General features: G+C 69.6%; 13 protein-coding genes and 2 pseudogenes. 12 read left to right on the top strand and 3 right to left on the bottom strand.

From position 1 onward, the window contains the following. Positions 1–80: 80 nt before the first annotated feature. From LRS10_RS03530 to LRS10_RS03520, 3 genes and pseudogenes are all read right to left on the bottom strand, one after another. Positions 81–2,096 carry a TonB-dependent siderophore receptor gene (locus LRS10_RS03530; RefSeq protein ID WP_257836037.1) on the bottom strand — a complete coding sequence of 672 codons (2,016 nt, stop codon included), beginning with the start codon at positions 2,094–2,096 and terminating at the stop codon, positions 81–83. Between the two features lie 122 nt (positions 2,097–2,218). Next, positions 2,219–3,650, bottom strand: a pseudogene (gene tldD / locus LRS10_RS03525) (metalloprotease TldD). Between the two features lie 33 nt (positions 3,651–3,683). Continuing rightward, positions 3,684–4,040 (bottom strand): DUF3140 domain-containing protein, encoded by a 357-nt coding sequence (locus LRS10_RS03520; RefSeq protein ID WP_257836036.1) that lies wholly within the window; start codon positions 4,038–4,040, stop codon positions 3,684–3,686. A 264-nt stretch (positions 4,041–4,304) separates the two neighbouring features. On the opposite strand from LRS10_RS03520, the gene coxB reads away from it, so the two are divergent. From coxB to LRS10_RS03460, 12 genes and pseudogenes are all read left to right on the top strand, one after another. After that, on the top strand, positions 4,305–5,324 hold the full coding sequence (coxB, locus tag LRS10_RS03515) for a cytochrome c oxidase subunit II (protein ID WP_257836035.1): 1,020 nt from the start codon (positions 4,305–4,307) through the stop codon (positions 5,322–5,324). Between the two features lie 19 nt (positions 5,325–5,343). Further along, positions 5,344–7,002, top strand: coding sequence for a cytochrome c oxidase subunit I (ctaD, locus tag LRS10_RS03510; protein WP_257836034.1), 1,659 nt, complete (start codon positions 5,344–5,346; stop codon positions 7,000–7,002). A gap of 81 nt (positions 7,003–7,083) precedes the next feature. Beyond that, positions 7,084–8,064, top strand: a complete 981-nt coding sequence (gene cyoE, locus LRS10_RS03505) for a heme o synthase (protein ID WP_257836033.1) — start codon at positions 7,084–7,086, stop codon at positions 8,062–8,064. Continuing rightward, a complete protein-coding gene (locus LRS10_RS03500) occupies positions 8,065–8,217 on the top strand; it encodes a hypothetical protein (protein WP_257836032.1) in 153 nt (50 codons plus the stop codon). It begins immediately after the preceding gene. Continuing rightward, complete coding sequence (locus LRS10_RS03495; protein ID WP_257836031.1) at positions 8,195–8,803, top strand: cytochrome c oxidase assembly protein; 609 nt, start codon at positions 8,195–8,197, stop codon at positions 8,801–8,803. The genes LRS10_RS03500 and LRS10_RS03495 overlap by 23 nt, the downstream gene beginning before the upstream one ends. Positions 8,804–8,856: 53 nt before the next feature. Further along, on the top strand, positions 8,857–9,306 hold the full coding sequence (locus tag LRS10_RS03490; RefSeq protein ID WP_257836030.1) for a hypothetical protein: 450 nt from the start codon (positions 8,857–8,859) through the stop codon (positions 9,304–9,306). A 140-nt stretch (positions 9,307–9,446) separates the two neighbouring features. After that, positions 9,447–10,316: a cytochrome c oxidase subunit 3 gene (locus LRS10_RS03485; protein WP_257836029.1), complete on the top strand. Its 870-nt coding sequence runs from the start codon at positions 9,447–9,449 to the stop codon at positions 10,314–10,316. 25 nt (positions 10,317–10,341) lie between these two features. After that, entirely contained in the window at positions 10,342–11,058 is a 717-nt protein-coding gene (locus LRS10_RS03480) for an SURF1 family protein (protein WP_257836028.1), read from the top strand. Continuing rightward, positions 11,058–12,446, top strand: a complete 1,389-nt coding sequence (gene thrC / locus LRS10_RS03475; protein ID WP_257836027.1) for a threonine synthase — start codon at positions 11,058–11,060, stop codon at positions 12,444–12,446. The genes LRS10_RS03480 and thrC overlap by 1 nt, the downstream gene beginning before the upstream one ends. Next, positions 12,421–13,719, top strand: a complete 1,299-nt coding sequence (locus tag LRS10_RS03470) for a pitrilysin family protein (protein ID WP_257836026.1) — start codon at positions 12,421–12,423, stop codon at positions 13,717–13,719. The genes thrC and LRS10_RS03470 overlap by 26 nt, the downstream gene beginning before the upstream one ends. Before the next feature lie 47 nt (positions 13,720–13,766). Next, positions 13,767–14,378 carry a GNAT family N-acetyltransferase gene (locus LRS10_RS03465; RefSeq protein WP_257836025.1) on the top strand — a complete coding sequence of 204 codons (612 nt, stop codon included), beginning with the start codon at positions 13,767–13,769 and terminating at the stop codon, positions 14,376–14,378. Between the two features lie 32 nt (positions 14,379–14,410). Continuing rightward, a pseudogene (locus LRS10_RS03460) lies at positions 14,411–16,073 on the top strand (putative bifunctional diguanylate cyclase/phosphodiesterase). The last annotated feature ends 32 nt before the right edge of the window (positions 16,074–16,105 follow it).

Raw genomic sequence — 16,105 nt, 5'->3', positions numbered from 1 at the left:
CGTAAGGTGGATTAAATCGGGGAAATGTTTGCGCTGGAGCGGGTCTACCCGCCGAACGTGTTGCGCGGTGCGATGGGGCCTCAGCCGCCGAACGTCTTCCGCACGCGGACGTACCACATCTGCGGCGCGTTGGTGTCGCGGTGCTCCATGGCCGGCGGGCCGCCGGCGTTGCGCGGTCCCGGATAGCTCACGATCGTGCGTCGCACCCCACGGCCTGTGACGTTCGGCGCCTCGAAGCGGATGTGGACGTCGGGCCGCGGCTTCCACTCGAGGAATGGGTGGACGTAGGTGCTGAACTTGACCGTCTCGACGATGTTGTAGCGGTAGTAGGTTTCGCGGAACCCGCCATAGGCGTCGACGCCGTAGTTGATACGCCACTGGGGCAGGTCGTGGGTCAGGCTGGCTTCCCACTCCAGCGGCTCGAGCCGCGAAATCTCGCGCTTCTCGCCGGTGGTGGGGTCGGTGACGTCGGACCAGCGCTTCACAACCTCGCCGCGCAGCAGAACGCCCTTCAGGCCGATCTCGTCGAACGGGACGCTGGCCTCGAGCGCCAGCTCGTCCTTGGTCCCGTCGCCGATGTTCGCGGGTCGGTCGAAGACCTCGCCGGCGGGGCCGAACACGGGGCCCCGATCGACGACGTCCTTGAGCTCATAGTGGCGGAAGGCCACCAGGATCGAGCCCGAGCCCCAGAACCGCTGCTCGACGGCCGCTTCAGCCACCCAGGCCTGCTCGGGGTTGAGGTCCGGGTTGCCCGCCGTCACGCCGCCCCCGCTCGAGAAGCGGGAGGAGGCGACGAAGTCGTCGAAGTTGAGCTGGCCGACTTCGCGCTCCAGCCGGAACCGCAGCTGCGTGCGGCTGAGCACGTCCCAGGCCACCGAGACCCGCGGCTTCCAGTAGTGCAGGGTCTTCTCCAGCACCACGTCGCCGTCGGCGGAGATGGTCGAGGTTTCGTAGCGGAGCGACGAGTCGACCGTCCAGGCGGTGATCGGGCGCCATGTGGCCTTCACGAAGGCCTCGCCCCGTTCTTCCTTCACGTGGACGTTCCCGGCCGGCAGGTCCTGGTTCACTCCGTTCACGAAGAGACGGGCTGCGCTGTCCAGCTCGTTGACGGCGAACTCGCCGCCGCCCTCGAACGAGAGCCGATCGTCGTGACGGTACTTCAGCACCGCTCGGCCGATGGTCTCGGTGGTCTCCCGGTCGAGCTCGAAGACCGAGTTCGCGGCGCCCGCGGCAAACAGCGAGGCGACATCGAACGAGCCCTCCTGGCGCAGGCCGACGAGTTCGATGGCCGTCCGGCCGTTCAGGCTGCGCGTGTAGTTTACGCCCAGCTCAGCGTCGTTCTTGTGGAACATCTCGGAGCTCGCCTCGAGCCCCGGCGTCGGCGCAAGGATCCGGAAGTCCTCGTCGAACTTGTACTTGCGCTCGGACGCGCGGCCGTTGACCCGGGCCACGCCGCCCGCCAGCGGAGTCTCGAACGTGCCGGTGCCCTGCCAGTCGAGGAGGTCGCCTTCCTGGTCCAGGTCGGCGGTCACGGTGGGGCGGCCGTCGGCGTACCGTCGGACGGCCGAACCCTTGCCGTAGCCGTCGTCGATGCCCTTGCCCGCGTAGAAGCCGAGCTCCCAGGTGCGGGGGCCCATCTCGCCCTGCGCCTCGGCACGCACCGCCAGGGCGGTGCGCCCGTCAGCGGTATGGTTCTGGGCCGCGGCCACGAGGCCGGTCAGTCCGCCGCCAGCCTTGCGGATGACGTTGGCGATGACCGTCTTGCCCTGCATGTCGATGCCCGGCGCGCCGCCGCGGATGATGTCGATGCGCTCGATGCGGCTGGCCGGGATGCGGCGCAGGATGGCCTCGATGTTGTCCGTCTTGCTCGCCGGGCGGCGGCCGTCGATGATCACATTGCCTGCCGCGCCCTCGAACCCCCGCACGGAATCGCCGCTGTCGAGCGTGAAGCCCGGGATACGGTTCACCATCTCGGCGGCATTGGCCGGCTGCTGGCTGGCGAAGAAGCTCGCGGGATAGCTGGTCACGCCCTGGGTGGCCGGCGGGGCGGGCGTGAGGGCGGCGGCGGCCTGCACCAGAACGTGTGCGACAAGCATAGAACAACTCTCCCCAAGCCCCGCAGGTGAACCGCGTCCGCTCGGGAAGGGCCAATTAAATGGCTGTAAGGTCGGTTAAATTCCGGACAGGTCGCGGCGCCGGGCCGTGCCGCAGCCCACCGTCAGACGCTTGTGCCGCCAACCGTCAGGCCGGTGATCTTCAGCGAGGGCTGGCCCACGCCCACGGGCACGCTCTGACCCGACTTTCCGCACACGCCAATGCCGGGATCAAAGGCGAAATCGTCGCCCAGCATGGTCACGCGCGTCAGCGCCGACGGGCCGTCGCCGATCAGGGTCGCGCCCTTCACCGGGGTGGTCAGCTTGCCGTCCTCGATGAGGTAGGCCTCGGTGCACTGGAAGACGAACTTGCCATTGGTGATGTCCACCTGACCGCCGCCGAAGTTGGCGCAGTAGAGGCCGCGCTTCGTCGAGGCGATCATCTCCTCGCGCGGGGTGTCGCCGCCCAGCATGCCGGTGTTGGTCATGCGCGGCATCGGCATGTGCGCATAAGACTGTCGCCGGGCGTTGCCAGTCGGCTCCAGGCCCATCAGCCGGGCGCTCTGCCGATCGTGCATGTAGCCCACCAGGATGCCGTCCTCGATCAGGATGGTGCGCTGGGTGGGGGGTGCCCTCGTCGTCGACGGTCAGCGAGCCGCGGCGGCCCAGGATCGCGCCGTCGTCGAAGACCGTGACGCCGGGCGCGGCGACGCGTTCGCCGATCTTTCCAGAGAACGCCGAAGTGCCCTTGCGGTTGAAATCCCCTTCCAGCCCGTGGCCCACGGCTTCGTGCAGCAGCACGCCGTTCCAGCCCGGACCCAGCACCACGTCCATCTCGCCCGCAGGGCACGGGACGGCGTCCAGGTTGACCAGCGCCTGGCGGAGCGCCTCGTCCACCTGGGCCTGCCACTTGTCGGGCGTGATCCAGGTCTCGAAGCCGGCGCGTCCCCCGGCGCCGGTGTAGCCGTTCTCGCGGCGGCCATCCCTCTCGACGGTGACCTGGACGTTGATGCGCGACAGCGGTCGTACGTCACGGATCAGCCCGCCCTCGGCCCGCAGGATCTCGATGGTGCGGCGCTCGCCGGCCAGGCTGACCATCACCTGCACCACGCGCGGGTCGCGGGCCCGGGCCCAGGCGTTGATCTCCTCCAGCAGCGCGACCTTATCCGAGAAGCCGGGCGAGGCCAGCGGGTCGTCCTCGGAATAGAGCTTCGCATTGGTGGCGCGCGGGCCCTCGGCCGCCACGCCCGCATAGCCGCGCTTGGCCAGCTTGGCGCTGTCCGCCGCCCGGCGGATGGCAGCCTCCGAAATCTCACTGGCGTGGGCGTAGCCGGCGGTCTCGCCCGCCACCACGCGCAGCCCGAAGCCCTCGGTGGAGTCGTAGGCCGCCGATTTCAGCCGGCCGTCGTCGAACAGGAAGCTCTCGCTCTCCGAACGCTCGACGAACAGCTCGCCGTCGTCGGCTCCGGCCAGGGCGTCGCCCAGGATGTCGCGGGCGCGGCCGGCGTCGACACCGGCGGATTCGAGGATCGAGGGGGCGGGCGTGTGCGCGTTCATGGCGTGCAAGATAGGGAGCCCGCCCCCCGCGCGTCACGGGTCCTTTCGGCCGCGGAGGGGATCATGTCCCCAGTTCATCAGGCTCCAGCGCCAGCGGGTGTCGGTGATGTCCCCCCACGGGCGCTGCGCCAAGTGGCGGCGGCAGTAGCCGATGACCTTCTTCATGTGGGCGTAGTCGGCGTCGGTCAGGTCGTCGACCGCCTTCGCCTTGATGGCGAGGATCCTGCGCGCCGACTGGCGGCCGACCGATTCCGTCTCGCCGCGGCGGACCATCCCCACCTTCCGACTCTCCGGTGTCTCCAGCCAGGCCTTCAGCTCCTTGGGCGAAAGGTTGACCACGCCGGCGAAGGCGCTGCGGATCTCGGCCTCTTCCTCAGGACTGCGGTGCAAGCTGATTCTCCCCAAACGCCGCTCTGTCAGCGGAACGCCGCGACGGCCGTTCCCGCCGCAAATCTACGGCTCCTCCCCAGGCAAGGACGCACCGGCGGCCCATAGGGCGCGCCGCGGCCTTGGCAAGGCCCGGCGATGCGCGTATGGACCCGCGCTGAGTGGGCCGGGCGGGCGCCAGCGAGCGCGTCTGCGCGCCTGTTCCGAAGTCAGCCGAGTGCGCCGCACCTACCGGGGCGCGCCGTCGGACAACCAGACCGAGGGGACATGAAGTCGAGGTTTCAGGGTTTGCGGGCGCTGGCGGCGGGTCTCGTCGCGACCGCTACGGGCGCGTTCTGGAGCGCGAGCGCGCTCGCTGAGGACTGGGTCGGCCAACCGACGCCGGGCGCGATCGACCTGCAGCCGGGGGTGACCCCGCTGCGCGCGGACGCGATCTGGTTCCACAACGTGATCCTGCTGCCGATCATCACGATCATCACGCTGTTCGTGCTGGCCCTGCTGGTCTGGGTGATCGTCCGCTACAACAAGCGGGCCAATCCGGTGCCGGCGCGCTGGAGCCACAACACGCCGATCGAGGTGATCTGGACAGTCGTCCCCGTGCTGATCCTGATGGTGATCGCGGTCTTCTCGTTCCGCCTGCTGTACGCCTATCACGACATGCCGAAGCCGGACGTCACCGTGAAGGCGACCGGCTACCAGTGGTACTGGGGCTACGAGTACCCCGATCTCGAGGTCTCGGAGTTCGTCTCCAACATGCTGCCGGAAGACCAGGCCAAGGCGAAGAACGTGCCCTTCCGCCTGGCGGCCACCGAGCCCATGGTCGTTCCGGTCGGAAAGACCGTCCGCGTGCTGGTGACCGGCGCCGACGTCATTCACGCCTTCGCCGTTCCCTCGTTCGGCGTGATCACCGACGCCATCCCCGGCCGCGTGAACGAGACCTGGTTCCGCGCCGACAAGGTCGGCACCTACTACGGCAACTGCCGTGAGCTGTGCGGCGTCGACCACGCCTTCATGCCGATCGAGGTCCGCGTCGTGACCCAGCCCGAGTTCGACGCCTGGGTGGCGTCCAAGGGCGGCGGCGCGCCGGCGCCCACGCCCAGCGCCCTGGCCGCCGAGGCCAACGCGGCCGGAGCCGCCAACACCGAGGCCGCGCCGGCCGCGGGCGACGCGGCCGTCCCGGCCGCCGCCGCCCCGGTGAACCCGGCCGCCCCCGCGCCCGCCACGCCCGAGCCGAAGGCGCCCGTTGCGGCCGCCGCCGCGCCCGCCGCCGCTCCGGCGAAGAAATAAGCAGGACCTAGAGAGTAAGATGGCCAACGCCGCCGCTCACGACGCCCACGACCACGGGCACGATCACAAGCCGGGCTTCTTCGCCCGCTGGTTCTTCTCGACCAACCACAAGGACATCGGCACCCTCTACCTGCTGTTCGCCATCATGGCGGGCCTGGTGGGCGGCGCGCTGTCGGGCCTGATCCGCTGGGAACTGGCCGAGCCGGGTATCCAGGTGTTCCGCGAAGGCTCGCTGCTGGCCCAGACCGGCCTGATCGAGCCGACCAAGCACGGCTACAATGTGGTCGTCACCGCCCACGCCCTGATCATGATCTTCTTCATGGTCATGCCCGCGCTGATCGGCGGCTTCGGCAACTGGTTCGTCCCGCTGATGATCGGCGCGCCGGACATGGCCTTCCCGCGGATGAACAACATCTCGTTCTGGTTGCTGGTCGCCGCCTGGATCCTGATCTGCACGTCGATGTTCGTCGACGGCGGCCCGGGCCTGGGCTTCGGCGGCGGCTGGACGGCCTATCCGCCGCTCTCCACCTCGGGCCATGCCGGCCCGTCGATGGACTTGGCGATCCTGTCGCTCCACCTGGCCGGCGCCAGCTCGATCCTGGGCGCGATCAACTTCATCACCACCATCTTCAACATGCGCGCGCCGGGCATGACCCTGCACCGGATGCCGCTGTTCGTCTGGTCGGTGCTGGTCACTGTCTTCCTGCTGCTGCTGTCGCTGCCGGTTCTGGCGGGCGCCATCACCATGCTGCTGACGGACCGCAACTTTAACACCCACTTCTTCGACGCCGCCGGCGGCGGTGACCCGGTCATGTACCAGCACCTGTTCTGGTTCTTCGGTCACCCCGAGGTGTACATCCTGATCCTGCCGGGCTTCGGCATCATCAGCCACATCGTGTCGACGTTCTCCAAGAAGCCCGTCTTCGGCTACCTCGCCATGGCCTACGCCATGGTCGCCATCGGCTTCATCGGCTTCGTCGTGTGGGCGCACCACATGTACACGGTCGGCATGCCCATCAACCTGCGCGCCTACTTCGTCGCGGCGACCATGGTCATCGCGGTGCCGACGGGCGTGAAGGTGTTCTCGTGGATCGCCACGATGTGGGGCGGCTCCATCGAGTTCAAGACGCCCATGGTCTGGGCGATCGGCTTCATCTTCCTGTTCACGGTGGGCGGCGTCACGGGCGTTGTGCTGGCCAACGCCGGCATCGACTACAGCCTGCACGACACCTACTACGTGGTCGCCCACTTCCACTACGTGCTGTCGCTGGGCGCCGTGTTCGCGATCTTCGCGGGCTTCTACTACTGGTTCGAGAAGATCTTCGGCGTGAAGTACCGCGAGTGGCTCGGCCAGCTGCACTTCTGGGTCATGTTCATCGGCGTGAACCTGATCTTCTTCCCGCAGCACTTCCTGGGCCTGCAGGGCATGCCCCGCCGCTATATCGACTATCCGGAAGCCTTCACCCTCTGGAACCAGGTCTCCTCGGTCGGCTACGCCGTCACCCTGGTGGGCGTGGGCGTCTTCCTGGTGGTGCTGCTCGACGCGATGATCTTCCGCCGCAAGGCCGAGGCCAATCCGTGGGGCGAAGGTGCGACGACGCTGGAGTGGACGCTGTCCTCGCCGCCGCCGTTCCACCAGTTCAACGAACTGCCGGTGGTGAAGCCCGACGCCCACTAAGCGCCAGGCTCCTCCGGGATCAAAACTTACGGGGGGCGCGTCCGGGAAGGGCGCGCCCTTCCCGCATTTGAGAGTATATGCATGGCCATGCTTGAGGCCCTGAACACCTCGAAGGCGCCGGCGCGCTGGCAGGACTTCCTCCAGCTGCTCAAGCCGCGCGTCATGTCGCTGGTGGTGTTCACGGCGCTGACCGGCCTCGTCTGCGCCGACCGCAACATCCATCCCGTGCTGGGCGCGGTGGCGATCCTCTGCATCGCCGTCGGTGCGGGCGCATCGGGCGCGCTGAACATGTGGTGGGACGCCGACATCGACGCCAAGATGCGCCGCACCCGCGGCCGCCCGGTGCCGGCCGGCAAGGTGCAGGGCTCCGACGCCGCGGCGCTGGGCGTCGTGCTCTCGCTGTTCTCGGTGATGCTGATGGGCATGGCGGTGAACTGGGTGGCCGCCGGCCTGCTCGCCTTCACCATCCTGTTCTACGCGGTCGTCTACACCATGTGGCTGAAGCGCTGGACGGCGCAGAACATCGTCATCGGCGGGCTGGCCGGGGCGCTGCCGCCGGTGATCGGCTGGGCCGCGGCCGACGGCGCAGCGCCGCTCAACGCCTGGCTGTTGTGCGCCATCATTTTCGTCTGGACGCCTTCGCACTTCTGGGCGCTGTCGCTCTACACGTCCGAGGACTATGCCCGCGCCGGCGTGCCGATGATGCCCGTCGTGCGCGGCGCCGCATCCACCCGCCGCCAGGTGTGGATCTACAGCGTGCTGCTGATCCCATTCTGCATCGCGCCGGCCTTCACCGGCCTGGGCAGCGTGGCCTATCTGGCCGTGGCGGGCTTGGGCGGCGCGGTCTATCTGCTGCTGGCTTGGCGGTTGTTCCGCTCCAAGGCCGGCGAAACGCCCGATCCGCGCAACGCCCCCGAGGCCAACGGGGGCCTGTACGATGTCCGCGCCGGCGCCCGCGACGCCCGCAACCTCTTCGCCTTCTCCATCCTCTATCTCGCCCTCCTGTTCGCCACCCTGCTCGGTGAACACCTGGCGGGCCTCAAGCCCCTGGAGCTCCTCTAGATGAGCGATCCTTCTCGTGAGAGCGACGCCGAGGCGAAGGCCCGTCGCGGCCGCAACATCGCCCTGGCCCTGGGTCTTCTGCTATTCGTCGTCCTGATCTTCGTCGTCACCATCGTGAGGCTTGGCGGGAATGTCGCAGAACGTCCCTTCTGATCCGGCGCGCAAACGTAACGCCAAGGTCGCCCTGATCTGTGCGGCGGCCTTCTTCGGCATGATCGGCGCGGCTTACGCGTCCGTGCCCCTCTACCGCGCGTTCTGCCAGCTGACGGGCTTCGACGGCACGACCCGCAAGGCCGACAAGGCCTCTGACGTCGTCCTCGACCGCGCGATCACGGTCCGCTTCGACGCCAACGTCCGCGAACTGCCCTGGACCTTCGAGACCAAGCAGACGAAGCAGGAGACCAGGATCGGCGAGACGAAGGTCGCCTTCTTCCAGGTGACCAACAACTCGGACAAGCCGATTACGGGCCGCGCCGTGTTCAATGTCGTGCCCGAGCAGGCCGGTCCCTACTTCCAGAAGCTCGACTGCTTCTGCTTCTCGGACCAGACGGTGGCGCCCGGCCAGACGATCGACATGCCGGTGCTGTACTTCATCGATCCGAAGTATGCGTCCGACTTCGAGACGAAGGGCAAGCAGGAGGTGACGCTGTCGTACACCTTCTTCCCGTCGACCACCGCGCCGGCGCCCGCCCGCGCCGACCTCCATCCGGCCAAGGTCAGCGCCGCCGCCGGGGACTAGGTGACGGCGGGGCCAGATCGTGCTGACCTCGGTTCTGATCGAGGAGGCCTCCGATGCTGCGCCGTCTGCCCGTCTTCGTCCTGGCGCTCGCCGCCGCCGGCGCCGTGCAGGCCGCAGCGCCCGTGGGGCCGCTTGCAGGCTACCGCGAGGACGGCGCGCTCAGCTGTGATCAGCTGCGGCTCGAGATGGTCGCCCTCGAGGCCGACGCCATCCGGCGATCGGCGCGCCTGCGGGATATTCAGCTCGCCGATGCGGGGCCGATCACCCGCGCCGCGTTCATCGGCGACCGGAAGCTGCCTGCGGCGGCGGCGCGTCCCGCCCGCTCGCCCGGCGCCGCTGCGGCCCACCAGGCCCGGGAGCGTGGTGCGATCCGCAGGCTGGAGGCCGCCCAGGTCCGCCGCTCGCTCCTGGCCGGGCTCTACCAGGCCCGTGGCTGCCGCGGGGGCGAGGAGCGCCGCCGCCGGACGGGGCCTGCGGAGACGGCCATGGGCGCCGCCGACTGAAATCCCTGCGTTATCGGCGGCCTTTCCCCCTTGGCGGGAGGGTCGACGCAAGGCTATAGCGTCCGCGACTTTCGCGTCTGGCGACTCCGCAAGGAGCGCGTTCAGGCGCCTTGCGTGGGATCTGAGGGGTTAGGACCGCAATGGCCGAAGGCGTCAAACACGACTACCACCTGGTCAATCCGAGCCCCTGGCCGCTCGTCGGGTCGCTGTCGGCCACCGTGATGGCCATGGGCGGCGTGATGTGGATGAAGGGCCTGTTCGGCTTCCCGGAAGGCACCTGGTGGCTGTTCGCCGCCGGCCTCGCGGGCGTCCTCTACACGATGTTCGGCTGGTGGCGGGACGTCATCAAGGAAGGCAACGCCGGCGACCATACGCCGGTGGTCTCGATCGGCCTGCGCTACGGCATGGTGCTGTTCATCGCCTCCGAGGTGATGTTCTTCGTCGCCTGGTTCTGGATGTTCTTCGAGATGGCCCTCTTCAACGAGGTCCGCACCCACTCGGCGATCGAGGAAGTCCGCACCGCCTGGGCCACGTGGCCGCCGGCCGGCGTCGAGACGGTGCCTGCCTGGGAACTGCCCCTCGTCAACACCCTGATCCTGCTGCTCTCGGGCACCACGGTCACCTGGGCTCACCACGCGCTGCAGCAAGGCGACCGCAAGGGCGCCAAGTACGGCCTGATCCTCACCGTCGTCCTCGGCGCGCTCTTCACCGCGGTGCAGGTCTACGAGTACCACCACATCCTGTCGCACCAGTACTTCTTCAACGAGGAAGCGGCCAACGCGGGCCTCTATGGTTCGACCTTCTTCATGGCGACGGGTTTCCACGGTTTCCACGTCCTCATCGGCACAATCTTCCTGCTGGTGTGCCTGCTGCGCCTGATGAACGGCGGCATGACCCCGCAGAAGCACTTCGGCTTCGAGGCGGCGGCCTGGTACTGGCACTTCGTCGACGTGGTGTGGCTGTTCCTCTTCGCCTTCATCTACGTGATCTTCGGCGGCGCCGGGCACTAGCCCGCGCCATCCGGACAACATTCGAATGACCGTTCGCCGTGGCTTCCCCGTCATCCTGACGGTCGCCACGGCGATTGCGTTTCTGATCCTCGTTTCTCTGGGGACATGGCAGGTCCAGCGCCTGCACTGGAAACGCGATCTCCTCCGCCGCATCGAGGCCCTGCAGGCCGCGCCCGCCGGCCCGATCGGCCCGGCGCTCGCGCGGCGCGCCGCCGGCCAGGACGTGGACTTCACCCGCGTGCGCGTGGAGTGCCCCGGCCTCGCCGCCGCCCCCTACCTCGAGCTCTACGGCCTCCGGGAGGGGCAGGCGGGCGCGCGGCTGATCTCCGCCTGCGCGGTGGACGCGCCGCCCTACCGCGCGGTCCTCGTCGACCGCGGCTTCGTCGCCGACACGGTCTCGTCCCGGCCTCCGGTCGATCCCGCAAGCCGCGCGCCGCTCACCGTCACGGGCGTCCTGCGCAGCCCCGACCCGGCCAGCCGCTTCTCGCCGCCGAACCGCCCCGAACGCTGGTTCACCCGCGACGCCCAGGCCATGGCCGCCGCCCTCGGCGCATCGGCCCCGGCGCCGGTCTTCCTGATGGCCGAGACGCCTACCAATCCCGAGTGGAAGGCCCTGACGCCAGCGCCCGTGCCGGCCAACATCTCCAACCGGCATCTCGAATACGCCGGCACGTGGTACGGCCTTGCCGCCGCCTTGGCGGGCGTCTATGCCGCCATGCTCCTGAAACGGCGGAAGAGTTGATGCGCTACGTCTCGACCCGCGGGCAGGCCCCGGCGGTCGGCTTCGCCGATGCGGTGCTCTCCGGCCTCGCCCCCGACGGCGGCCTCTACGTGCCCGAGGCCTGGCCGAGCCTCACGCGTGAACAGATCGCCGACTTCGCAGGCAAGCCCTACGCCGAGGTCGCCGCCGCGGTCATCGGCGCCTTCGCGGGCGACGAGATCTCGTCCGACGACATGGCCGAGATGTGCCGCGAGGCCTACGCCACCTTCAGCCACGCCGCCGTCGTGCCGCTGGTGCAGCTCGGGCCGGACACGCACCTGGCCGAGCTGTTCCATGGACCATCCCTGGCGTTCAAGGACGTGGCCATGCAGATTCTGGCCCGCCTGTACGACCACCTGTTGGGCGCCCAGAACCGGACGCAGACCATCCTGTGCGCCACGTCGGGCGACACGGGCGGCGCCGCCGTCGAGGCGTTCCGCGGCCGCCGGAACGTGAAGATCGTGGCGCTCTTCCCGGAAGGCCGCATCTCGGAGGTCCAGCGGCGGTTCATGACCACCGCGGAAGAGGACAACGTCGCCTGCGTGGCGGTCTCCGGAACCTTCGACGATTGCCAGGCGATCGTGAAACAGGCGTTCCAGGACCGGTCCCTGCGCCAGGCCGTCGATCTCTCGGGCGTCAACTCGATCAACTTCGCGCGCATCGCGGCCCAGGCCGTCTACTACTTCACGACCGCCGTAGCCCTGGGCGCGCCGCATCGGCCAGTCAGCTTCTGCGTGCCCTCCGGCAACTTCGGGGACGCCTTCGCCGGCTATGTGGCCCTGCGGATGGGCCTGCCGATCGCCAGGATCGTCGCCGCCACCAACTCCAACGACATCCTGGCGCGTGCTTTCGAGAGCGGCCGCTACGTGCGCGGCGCGGTGCAGCCCACCATATCTCCGGCCATGGACATCCAGTCGGCTTCGAACTTCGAGCGGCTCTACTTCGAAACGGTGAACCGCGAGCCGGTCGAGACCGCGCGCGCGTTCCAGGCCTTCGCCGACGCCGGCGCGCTCGACCTGCCGCCCGCCGCCCATGCCCAGATGCGCGAGACGTTCCGGGGTGTGACGATCGGCGAAGACGAGACTGCGCGGACCATCCTCTCGACCCTCAACGAAACCGGCGAGCTCATCGACCCGCACACGGCGGTCGGCGTCGCGGCCCTCCGTCACGTCGAGGTTCCGGGTCCGATCGTCGTGCTGTCCACCGCTCACGCCGCCAAGTTCCCGGACGATGTGGCCAAGGCCTGCGGGGTGACGCCGGCCCTGCCGCGGGGTGTCGCCAGCCTCGCCGACCGTCGCGAAACGTTCGACCGTCTGCCGGCCGAGGCCGACACCATCAAGGCCTATGTCCGCGCCTTCGCCGAAGCCTGACGGCTCGCGCGCCACGCCGCGCGTGCACACGCTGGCCAACGGCGTCCGCGTCGTTTGCGACCCTCTGTCCGGCTGGCAGACGGTCGCGCTGTCCGTCGTCGCTGGCCGCGGCGCGCGATTCGAAGACGAGGGCCGCTCGGGCTGGTCGCATCTCCTCGAGCACATGGTCTTCAAGGGCGCCGGCGGTCGTTCGGCGCGCGACATCGTCGAGGTCATCGAAGCCGGCGGGGGCCATATCAACGCGGCCACCGGCTACGAGCGCACCAGCTTCCAGGTCCGCGCTCTTAAGGACGGGCTGGATCTTGGCTCGGCCATCGTCGCCGACCTCGTGCAACGGCCCGCGATGGACGCCGCCGACCTCGCCCGTGAGAAGCAGGTGGTGGGCCAGGAGATCGCCGAGGCTGCCGACACGCCCGACGACCTCGTCTTCGAACTGGCCCAGGAGGCGGCCTTCGGCGGCCAGCCCCTGGGCCGGCCGATCCTCGGCACCACCACGTCCATCGGGGCCGCCACCCCGCAGACGCTCGGCGCCTGGCGTCAGGCGCTCTACGCCGCGCCCTCCCTGGTGGTCAGCGCCGCAGGGGCGGTGGATGAGGACGAACTTCTCAGGCTCGCCGAGCGCGACTTCGGCGGGGCCGACGGCGCGGCCCTGCCGCCGCCCGTCGACGCGGCGTTCGTCGGCGGCGTTCGCACTGTGGCCAAGCGGCTGGAGCAGGCCAACGTGGTTCTCCTGCTGCCGGCCGTGGGCGTCCACGATCCCGACTACTTCACGCTGCGCCTGCTGGCCGAGATTCTCGGCGGCGGCATGGCCTCACGGCTGTTCCAGGAAGCCCGCGAAAAGCGCGGCCTCGCCTATGCGATCGACGCCTATTCGGAGACCTACGCCGAGACGGGCGTGCTGGGCGTCTTCGCCGGCTGCGCGGCCGAGGACGCCGTGGAGTTGGCCGAAGTGACCGTTGGCGAGATCGCCAACCTGGCGGAGCCGGTTCCGGCCGCCGAACTGGCTCGCGCCAAGGCTCAGCTGAAGGGCTCGATGTTCATGGGGCGCGAGTCTGCCCTGGCCCGGGCCGAACAGGCGGCAGGCCAGGTCCTGCTGTTCGGCGAGGCGCTGGACCCCGAACAGGTCGCCGCCGAGGTCGACGCCGTCACGCCGCAGCGGCTGGCGTCGCTGACCGCCCGCATCCTCGACCAGAAGAAGGCCGCCGTGGCGGTGCTTGGCCCCAAGGCGGCGCTGAAGGCGGCCGAGACGTTCCAGCGCGCGGTCGCCGGCTAGCGGCGAGTTGTCTTTGCTTCGGTCGTCAAATCGGCGACCTTGGGGCCATGGCCCTGCTGGACTGGATCGCGCCGGAGAGCGGCCTTCGCGTCGAAGGCGAGGGCGTCTGGCTGCGTCCGCCGCGGGCCGGCGACTACGCCGAGTGGCGCGAGCTGCGCGCCGTCAGCCGCGCCTTCCTGCAGCCGTGGGAGCCCACCTGGCCGGCGGACGACCTGTCGCGCGGAGCCTTCCGCCGGCGCCTGCTAGCCTATGCCCGGGATCGAGAGGTCGGGGCGGCCTATCCGTTCTTCGTCATCCGCGCCTCGGACGAGGCGATCACCGGCGGCATCACGCTCTCGAACGTCCGCCGCGGCGTCGCCCAGATGGGATCCATCGGCTACTGGTGCGGCCGGCCCTACACCCGCCAGGGCCTGACGCTGGCGGCCGTGAAGGCGATCAGCGAGTTCTCGTTCCGCACCCTTGGTCTTCACCGCCTGGAGGCGGCCTGCATCCCCGAGAACGCGCCGTCCCGCGACCTGCTGGGCAAGGCGGGGTTCGCCGAGGAAGGCTTCGCCAAGGCTTATCTCAAAATTAACGGCGCCTGGCGCGATCATGTGCTGTTCGGCCGAGTCAGCCCCTATGGCGGGCACGATGGTCCGGACGAGGGGGTGTCGGTCTAGGCCGGCGCCGTATCGAGCGCGACCGAGTACCGATGTCGAACGACCGCTGGATGTGGGACGCCACGGCCACGCTCGAAGCGTTGGGCGCGGCCGACATCGCGCTTTGGGTGTGGGAGCCCGAAAAGGACCGCCTTCGGCTGACGGGCGCGACCCGGGCCCTCGGGCTGGGACCGCTGGCGCCGGAATGCTCCTCCGCCGCCCTGCGCGCGCTCGCCCTGCCGCAGGACCGCGCCCAGGCCGATGAGGTCCTCCGCCTCCAGCAGCCTGGCGGAGAGGTGGCCGTCAGGTTGCGCATGCGCGGCGGGGGAGTCTGCATCTGGCGGGGCGTCTGGCTGGAGGACGGCGTCCGCGCGTCCGGCGTCGTCGCCCCCGAGATCAAGTTCGCCGCGTCCGATCAAGACGCGCTCACCGGGCTCCTGGACCGCCGCAGCTTCATCGCCCGCGCCCGCGAGCGCCTGCAGTCGCCCGCCACCCACGAATTGATCGTCGCTGACCTCGACCGCTTGCGCCGGCTGAACGAGGCGCTGGGCCACGAGCGCGCCGATCTGGTGCTCGCCGCCCTGGGCTCTCGCCTGGCCGCGGCCTTCCCGCCCGGGGCGCTGCTGGCCCGCGTCGGCGAGGACGAGTTCGCCGCCCTCTGCCCCAAGGCCGAGTCGCCTGGCGCGGACGCCCTCCGGCGCGCGCTCGAGCAGCCGCTGCGCGTCGCCGGCTTCGACATCCATCCCACGCTCTCGATCGGCGCGGTCGAAGCCCCGGGCGGCGAAGACGCCCCCGAGGCGGCCGAACTGCTGCGCCGGGCCGAGCTCGCGGTCGAGATCCGCCCGCAGCCACGGCCGCGGCGGGGGCGCGGCCGCCTACGGCCGTAGCCTGGAGACCGACGGCCTGTCCCGTCTGGCTTTGGAGGGCGACCTGAAGGGCGCGCTCAATCGCGGCGAACTGACGCCCTTCTACCAGCCGATCGTGCGCCTCTCGACCGGCGCGCTCTCCGGCTTCGAGGCCCTCGTCCGCTGGCGCCACCCGCGCCGCGGTCTGCTTATGCCCGAGCAGTTCCTGCCGCTTTGCGACGAGATGGGCCTGATGAGCGATATCGGCGCAATGATGATGCGCGAGGCCGCCCGCCAGCTCGCCGTGTGGCGCCATCGCCATCGCGCGGCCGGCGAACTTTCGGTCGCCGTGAACCTCTCGACCGGCGAGATCGACAGGCCGGACCTCGTGTCCGACGTGCAGACCATCCGGCGCGAGACCGGCCTGCCCGCCGGCGCATTGAAGCTGGAGGTGACCGAGGGCGACGTCATGCGCGATCCCGAGCGCGCGGCGGTGACGCTGCGGGCGCTCCGCGCTGCCGGCGCGGCGCTCGCCCTCGACGATTTCGGCACCGGCTTTTCGTCGCTGAGCTACCTGACCCGGCTGCCCTTCGACACGCTCAAGATCGACCGCTACTTCGTTCGCACCATGGCCACCAATGAAGGCTCGACGAAGATCGTTTCCTCGGTGGTCAAGCTCGGACAGGACCTCGACATGGAGGTCGTCGCCGAGGGCGTCGAGAACGCCGGCATGGCGCGCAACCTGCTGGCGCTCGGCTGCGACTACGGCCAGGGCTTCGGCTATGCGCCGGCCCTGTCTGCACAGGAGGCCGAGGTCTACCTCAACGAGAGCTACGTCGACGGCGCCGCCCCGCTGAAGGCGCGGGGCTAAGGCAGGTTGGTCGCTCCCGGCGGGCGCGACGA

The sequence above is a fragment of the Phenylobacterium sp. J426 genome (genome assembly GCF_024699945.1).
Classification (GTDB): Bacteria; Pseudomonadota; Alphaproteobacteria; order Caulobacterales; family Caulobacteraceae; genus Phenylobacterium.
The sequence above is the reverse complement of the archived record's forward strand: the minus strand, read 5'-3'. Positions and strand labels throughout refer to the sequence as shown.

Coding starts and splice junctions, on each gene's coding strand:
- ctaD (WP_257836034.1), top strand. CDS start 5,344: ATGGCCAACGCCGCCGCTCACGACGCCCACGACCACGGGCACGATCAC.
- LRS10_RS03530 (WP_257836037.1), bottom strand. CDS start 2,096: ATGCTTGTCGCACACGTTCTGGTGCAGGCCGCCGCCGCCCTCACGCCC.
- LRS10_RS03465 (WP_257836025.1), top strand. CDS start 13,767: ATGGCCCTGCTGGACTGGATCGCGCCGGAGAGCGGCCTTCGCGTCGAA.
- LRS10_RS03490 (WP_257836030.1), top strand. CDS start 8,857: ATGCTGCGCCGTCTGCCCGTCTTCGTCCTGGCGCTCGCCGCCGCCGGC.
- LRS10_RS03470 (WP_257836026.1), top strand. CDS start 12,421: ATGTCCGCGCCTTCGCCGAAGCCTGACGGCTCGCGCGCCACGCCGCGC.
- thrC (WP_257836027.1), top strand. CDS start 11,058: ATGCGCTACGTCTCGACCCGCGGGCAGGCCCCGGCGGTCGGCTTCGCC.
- LRS10_RS03485 (WP_257836029.1), top strand. CDS start 9,447: ATGGCCGAAGGCGTCAAACACGACTACCACCTGGTCAATCCGAGCCCC.
- cyoE (WP_257836033.1), top strand. CDS start 7,084: ATGGCCATGCTTGAGGCCCTGAACACCTCGAAGGCGCCGGCGCGCTGG.
- coxB (WP_257836035.1), top strand. CDS start 4,305: ATGAAGTCGAGGTTTCAGGGTTTGCGGGCGCTGGCGGCGGGTCTCGTC.
- LRS10_RS03480 (WP_257836028.1), top strand. CDS start 10,342: ATGACCGTTCGCCGTGGCTTCCCCGTCATCCTGACGGTCGCCACGGCG.
- LRS10_RS03500 (WP_257836032.1), top strand. CDS start 8,065: ATGAGCGATCCTTCTCGTGAGAGCGACGCCGAGGCGAAGGCCCGTCGC.
- LRS10_RS03495 (WP_257836031.1), top strand. CDS start 8,195: ATGTCGCAGAACGTCCCTTCTGATCCGGCGCGCAAACGTAACGCCAAG.